Annotated in this window: 5 protein-coding genes, 4 tRNA genes and 1 rRNA gene; all 10 read left to right on the forward strand. The window is 55.2% G+C overall.

Annotation, left to right across the window (positions count from 1 at the left end):
- Nucleotides 1-128 precede the first annotated feature (128 nt).
- Nucleotides 129-244, forward strand: a 5S ribosomal RNA gene (rrf, locus tag A3730_RS00395).
- A gap of 869 nt (nucleotides 245-1,113) precedes the next feature.
- Nucleotides 1,114-2,796 carry an AMP-binding protein gene (locus A3730_RS00400; RefSeq protein ID WP_063521021.1) on the forward strand — a complete coding sequence of 561 codons (1,683 nt, stop codon included), beginning with the start codon at nucleotides 1,114-1,116 and terminating at the stop codon, nucleotides 2,794-2,796.
- 5 nt (nucleotides 2,797-2,801) lie between these two features.
- Nucleotides 2,802-3,764 (forward strand): biotin--[acetyl-CoA-carboxylase] ligase, encoded by a 963-nt coding sequence (locus tag A3730_RS00405; RefSeq protein WP_063521329.1) that lies wholly within the window; start codon nucleotides 2,802-2,804, stop codon nucleotides 3,762-3,764.
- Nucleotides 3,761-4,498, forward strand: coding sequence for a type III pantothenate kinase (locus A3730_RS00410; RefSeq protein ID WP_063537219.1), 738 nt, complete (start codon nucleotides 3,761-3,763; stop codon nucleotides 4,496-4,498). Before A3730_RS00405 ends, A3730_RS00410 begins: the two co-directional genes overlap by 4 nt.
- A 17-nt stretch (nucleotides 4,499-4,515) precedes the next feature.
- Nucleotides 4,516-5,166, forward strand: coding sequence for an SPOR domain-containing protein (locus tag A3730_RS00415; RefSeq protein ID WP_063521355.1), 651 nt, complete (start codon nucleotides 4,516-4,518; stop codon nucleotides 5,164-5,166).
- An 83-nt stretch (nucleotides 5,167-5,249) separates the two neighbouring features.
- A tRNA-Thr gene (locus A3730_RS00420) sits at nucleotides 5,250-5,325 on the forward strand.
- A 78-nt stretch (nucleotides 5,326-5,403) separates the two neighbouring features.
- Nucleotides 5,404-5,487: transfer RNA gene (locus tag A3730_RS00425), tRNA-Tyr, on the forward strand.
- Between the two features lie 77 nt (nucleotides 5,488-5,564).
- Nucleotides 5,565-5,638, forward strand: a tRNA-Gly gene (locus A3730_RS00430).
- A gap of 44 nt (nucleotides 5,639-5,682) precedes the next feature.
- A tRNA-Thr gene (locus A3730_RS00435) sits at nucleotides 5,683-5,758 on the forward strand.
- Nucleotides 5,759-5,914: 156 nt separating this feature from the next.
- Nucleotides 5,915-6,605 (forward strand): GTP-binding protein (locus A3730_RS00440; RefSeq protein WP_156500705.1); only part of this gene is annotated, 691 nt, incomplete at its 3' end.

The raw sequence follows: 6,605 nt of genomic DNA on the forward strand, positions 1-6,605 counted from the left end.
TTGAATAGCAAACTTCTCGTTACCCAATTTGGCTTTGCCGGTGAGCAAGCAGTTCTACTTCGGTAGAGAACACCGGTAAGGCAACCTATTTGGTCATCCTGATTATTCAGGACAACCAAACCAGTTTGCCTGACGACCATAGAATGTTGGAACCACCTGATCCCATGCCGAACTCAGAAGTGAAACGACATATCGCCGATGGTAGTGTGGGGCTTCCCCATGTGAGAGTAGGTCATCGTCAGGCTCTTAAACCAAACAAAAGACCCCCGCCACGAAAGTGACGGGGGTTTTTTGTTTGGTTTAAGATACGGTGAACTCCTCTCCCTACCTCGCGGCGAAGCCGCCATCCCCTCAAGGGGGACCGAGGTGTGACAAGCGATGCTCCGCAGGAGCCAGTTTGGTGCGCCGCAGGCGTCCCGAAGGGGGTAGCGAGCATGCTCGCTACCTAAATAGGTCATCGTCAGGCTCTTAAAGAAACAGATAATCCTTGTCGCGCAAGTGTCGGTTTGTTTGTTTGCTCACTGGAAGCCCGCACTCTCCCCTCAATCTGCCTCATTTTGCTTTCCGGCACTGCTCCTCTTGTGCCTTAAGGCTGTGTGCCTGGCTATGTGAGCGACGTGGGGTGGCAGTGTGCAACAAAATCAACCTGCTTGTTTATTTCCCAGGTCAAGAGCTGCGCTGCTGATGCGTTGGCCGCGATCGGTCCGTTTGTTGCTGCTTCTGGTCTGAATTTTGTTCAGGCATCCTTTCGATGAGGAGGGCGCTCTATTGCTCTTTATCCTTCGGCGGTAAGGCTCTACTCTTGGTGCGGTGCCAGTGTGTATTCCTACAGTAAACAAGCGTTTACCGGTGCTTTCGGGGCTGTGAAAGACTCCATTGCGGCGGGGGAAAGTGGTATGGTTGGGGTTTGCTGTTTGGGGATGACAGTGGGATAGGTGGGCAGCGGGAGGTGCTCCGGTTCTATGCGGGCGCCTTCTGGGACTTGAGCAGTCAAGGTGATGCTTTATCTGCTGGATCATCTTTAAAGGAATTCGCAGGGGTGCCTGCTCCGGTTTGCCGTTCGTTGGGCGGGCCGTTTCATTGACATTTTAGACTCGGGAAAGGTTGAGAATTATGACAACAGGAAAGAGTGTGATGACTCCGCTGCAGGCTCTGGCTCAGCGTCGTTCGCAACACGGCGATGCCGTGGCATTTGTTCAGCCTCTGGGTGGTGGTGAGCTGCGTGAATACACCTGGAAACAGGTGGATGAAGAGGCGCGCAAGATTGCTGCCTATCTGCAATCTCAGGGGATGAAGAAGGGCGACCACGTTGCGCTGGTGTCCAAGAACTGTGCCGAGTGGATTATCACTGACGTGGCAATCTGGATGGCGGGCGGTGTCAGCGTGCCTTTGTATCCGACGTTGGTGGCCGAAACAGTGCGTCAGATCATGGAGCATAGTGAGTCCAAGTTTCTGTTTGTGGGCAAGCTCGATGACTGGGACATGATGAAAGCGGGTGTGCCTGATGGTGTGCAGCAGATTGCGTTGAGTCTGGCGCCGGATGATGCGTTGCAAGCCTTCCCAAAATGGCCGGATATTATTCGCGATACTGCGCCTCTGGCTGAGATTAATGTGCCGGACCTGAAGGATCTCGCAACTATCGTTTACACCTCTGGCACCACTGGTATGCCCAAGGGTGTGATGCACGACTTTGAGAGTCTTTCCGCCGTCGGGGAGAAGATGATCAAGGTGTACGACCTTAAGCCTGACGAACGCATGATTTCTTACTTGCCTCTGTCTCATGTGGCTGAGCGCGTGGCAGTGGAAATCGCGGTGCTGTATGTGGGTAACAAAATCTTTTTTGCCGAGTCTCTGGATACCTTTGGCGAAGATATCAAGCGGGCACAACCAACGGTATTTTTTGCTGTGCCGCGGATCTGGTCCAAGTTTTACCAGAAGGCTTCAGAAGCCGTGCCGCCGAAAAAACTCAACCGATTGCTCAAAATTCCTTTCCTCAACAAAATCATCAAGAAAAAAGTGCTTGGTGCCATGGGGCTGGATGAGTGCCGTATTGCGCTGTCGGGTGCCGCCGCGCTGTCACCTGAGATTATTACCTGGTTCAAGAAACTGGATCTGGAAATTCTCGAAGTTTACGGCATGACAGAAAACCTGGCGTGGTCGCACACCACCGAAGAGGGCGACCAACAAATTGGTTGGGTGGGCACACCCAATGATGGGGTTGAATGCCGTATCGGAGAAGGTGGCGAAATTCTCGTGCGCAGCTTGGGGAATATGAAGGGTTACTACAAGCAGCCTGAGAAGACAGCGGAAGATCTGACCGAAGACGGTTGGTTGCGCACGGGCGATGTGGGTGAAATCGACGGCAAGGGCCGTTTGCGCATCACTGGTCGCGTGAAAGAGATTTTCAAAACGGAAAAGGGCAAATATGTGGCGCCAGCGCCGATCGAGAATCGACTGTCTACCATGCCGGGTCTCGAGCTGGCTTGTGTAATCGGCGAGGGTATGGGGCAGCCGGTTGCCTTGCTTAACATTACTCCGGAAGAGCAGGAGCGTTTGAGTAAGGGCAGTGAGAAGGAGCACTTTACCAAGGAGCTGGAGAAACTGCTCGCTCGCGTCAACGAGGTGTTGGACCCTCACGAGCGTATGACCACGTTGATCGTGTGCAAAGATGCCTGGAGTGTCGAAAATAACCTGATCACCCCGACATTGAAGCTCAAGCGCAATGAAATCGAAAAACGTTACGCTGATGATATTGCTCAGTGGTCCAAGACGCGCGGGGTTGTTTGGGAGGCTTGAGCACGATGAAAGAGGCGGATCAGTCGCTGGTCCGTCTTCTCGCCGATGGTAACTTTCGTTCCGGTTCAGAGCTTGGGGAGGTGTTGGGTATTTCCCGGGCTGGGGTCTGGAAGCGAGTCCAGCGCCTTGCGGATTTCGGTCTTACTCTGGAATCTGTGAAAGGCAAAGGTTATCGGCTGGCTCAGCCACTGGAGTTGATCGATTCCGATATTGTGCAGCGCCGTCTCGGCGGTGCTGCGGACCTGCATTATCAGTGGGTCACCGGTTCTACCAACGCGGATGCCCTGGCATTGGTAGGGCCTGTTTCCCATCCCCAGGTATTTATCACCGAATGCCAGTTGGCGGGCCGCGGTCGCCGCGGCCGAGTCTGGCAGTCTCCGTTCGCCGCTAATCTGTACGTTTCTGTTCGGTACACGTTGCCTGGAGGCTTTGCCGCCTTGGGAGGGCTGAGTCTGGCGGTTGGCGTGTCTGTTGCCGAGGCGTTGCGTGAGCTTGAGCCGGACCTGCCGATTGCCCTCAAATGGCCCAATGATCTTTTGGTTGATGGTGCCAAGATTGGTGGTGTGTTGATTGAGCTTGCGGGGGAGATGGATGGTCGCGTGGATGTGGTTATCGGTGTGGGCCTCAACGGCCGGATGACGGCGGCCCAGGCTGACGCCATTGACCAGCGCTGGATTGATTTGGCTGCTGTGTTGCCGCAGATGCCATCGCGCACGGATCTCACCAGCCAGGTGATTATCCGATTAATGGATATGCTGGCGCTTTTCGAGGTCCATGGCTTTGACGCCTTTGCCGAATCGTTCGCTAAGCTTGATGCGGTATCCGGCAAGAATGTGGTTGTCAGGGCCGTGGATCAGGAGCTGGTGGGTGTTGCGGCTGGAGTGGCCCCTGATGGCGCGCTATTGCTGAAAACAAAAGATGGGCTGCGCTCCCTGTACGGCGGAGAAGTGAGTTTGAGAATCCAATGAAGCTGTTTGTTGATGTGGGCAATACCGCCATGAAGTGGCGTTACTGCGACGGCGCAACGGTGCATCAGGGTGGCTGCCGCCATGGGCGGGAGTGGTCGCGGGTGGTGGATGTCATGTTGGCGGGGGCTGGGCGGTCGCCTGATGAAATATGGATCGCGTCAGTCGCCGGGCCGGAGGCGGATGCGGTTATTGCCTCTTGTCTTGCGAGTCGCACAGGTTGTCAGCCCCGGTTTTATTATTCCTGCGCATCCGATTTTGGTGTGCAAAGTTGTTATCCGGATCCGAGAAAGCTTGGCGTTGACCGCTGGGTGGCAATGATTGAGGGGGTTCAACGTTACGGGGCATCGATCATTATCGATTGCGGCAGCGCCTTGACTATCGATGCCGTGGATGCGCGCGGTGTTTTTCTGGGGGGCTATATCGTGCCGGGGCTTGGCATGCTGCGCGGAGCCTTGCTTCGGGATACTTCGGATGTGCATATCGAACCGGGAACGGCACAGCTGCAGCTTGGCCAGTCCACTGGCGAGTGTGTTCATAACGGACTCTTGCGCATGTCTGTGGCCTTTGTCACGGATGTGGTGGTTGAACTGCGCCAAGTGCTTGATGATACTTGCAAAGTGCTCGTCACGGGCGGCGATGCGCCGGAGTTGATCGGATCGTTTGCGTTTGCGTTTGAGCATGCGCCGGATCTGGTCCTGGATGGCCTGGAGCGAGTGGCAGCACGACAACAATAAACGATGGGGGAACACCTGTGCGGTGGATATTCTACAGTTTGCTGGTGATTAATCTGGTCTACGTGGGTTTTCAGTTGACCAAATCGCTGGCCCCGGAGCCTCCTTCGCTGCGTTTGCCGGTCTCCCAGGCTGCTGCCGGTGGCGAGCGTTTGCGGTTGCTCGCAGATAGTCCCCAGCCGCAGAGTGCGCCGGCGGCGAGTGTGCCCGGTGGCAGTTTGTGCCCTGTGGTTGGACCATGGGAAAACCGTGAGCAGGCAGAGGCTGGTGCAGTGCAGCTTAAGGCTATTGGTCTGCCGGGCCGGGTGCGGGGTCTGGCTGTGCAGAAGGACCGCCTTAACTGGGTGTATCTGCCTCCCTATGAGGACAGGGAGCGTGCATTGCGGGTGCTGAGAGAGCTGCAGGATCATGGAGTGGATAGCTTCATCGTCAAGGAGGGAGGGGATGCCAATGCCATTTCTCTGGGTTATTTTTCCAGCGCCGAATCCGCAGAAGGGCTTCGCCTGAAGATGCAGAATGCAGGCTATCCCGCGTTTGTCCGTGAAACGGCCCGGGATGTGACCGAATATTGGGTCTACCTGGCGAATTCGAAGCCTGAAGATAACGCCGACCTCAAGGCGTTTCTTGAGGGAAATCAGTTGCTTGGTGTCGACAAGGTTTCCTGTTACTGATCGGGTGCGCAATTATTAGGCGTTTGATGCTTAAGTGGATTGCGTCCCCCCATGCCTTTCTATAGAATTCGCAACCCTTGTGAGCTGGCGTAGCTCAGTTGGTAGAGCAGCTGATTTGTAATCAGCCGGTCGGGGGTTCGACTCCTCTCGCCAGCTCCAATTAATAAAACGCTTGGTAACTACTTGAAAACAAGTTGACAAGTTGTTGAAGCGTAAAGAGAATGTAGGCCCTTTTCTGGAGGGGTTCCCGAGTGGCCAAAGGGATCAGACTGTAAATCTGACGCGAAAGCTTCGGAGGTTCGAATCCTCCCCCCTCCACCAGATAGATTGATTTTGCCGGGCAGTTAAATTGCCAGGCGAAATCAAAAGCCGGAAGGCTGGCAGGCATCGGAAGAATTGCGGGTATAGTTCAACGGTAGAACCTCAGCCTTCCAAGCTGATGATGCGGGTTCGATTCCCGCTACCCGCTCCAGCTCCGGAGAGGTTTGGTCGCCGTTAAGGTGGCATGAAGGTTATGCTCATGTAGCTCAGTAGGTAGAGCACACCCTTGGTAAGGGTGAGGTCACCGGTTCAAATCCGGTCATGAGCTCCAATTTCCGGGCCCAGGTATATCCTGGGTCCGGCTTCATGTGTCTTGATGGTGCCAGGGTGGTCTGCGCGAATGAGCTGCAGTCCTTAAATGTGTCTTTATCGGGTGTATGCGCGCCATATGGCGAGAGAGCACAGCCAAGTTAAGAGGTGAAGAGTCGTGGCTAAGGAAAAGTTTGAACGTAATAAACCGCACGTAAACGTAGGCACCATCGGTCACGTTGACCATGGTAAAACCACCCTGACCGCCGCGCTGACCCGCGTGTGTGCAGAAGTCTGGGGCGGTAGCGCCATTGCTTTCGATGGTATTGATAATGCCCCGGAAGAGCGTGAGCGTGGTATTACCATCGCGACCTCACACGTAGAGTACGATTCTCCGACTCGTCACTACGCCCACGTAGACTGCCCCGGTCACGCTGATTATGTGAAAAACATGATCACCGGTGCCGCGCAGATGGACGGCGCAATCCTGGTTTGTTCCGCAGCTGACGGCCCCATGCCGCAGACGCGTGAGCACATCCTGCTGTCCCGTCAGGTTGGCGTGCCTTTCATCGTTGTGTTCCTGAACAAAGCGGACATGGTTGACGATGAAGAGCTGCTCGAGCTGGTAGAAATGGAAGTGCGTGAGCTGCTGAGCGACTACGACTTCCCGGGCGACGACACCCCGATCATCAAGGGTTCTGCCCTGAAGGCTCTGGAAGGCGATACCAGCGACATCGGTATGCCTGCCGTGCAGAAGCTGGTTGAGTGCCTGGACGAGTACATCCCGGAGCCGGAGCGTGCCGTTGATCAGCCGTTCCTGATGCCGATCGAAGACGTATTCTCCATCTCTGGTCGCGGTACTGTAGTAA

The sequence above is a fragment of the Alcanivorax sp. HI0044 genome, from assembly GCF_001634945.1.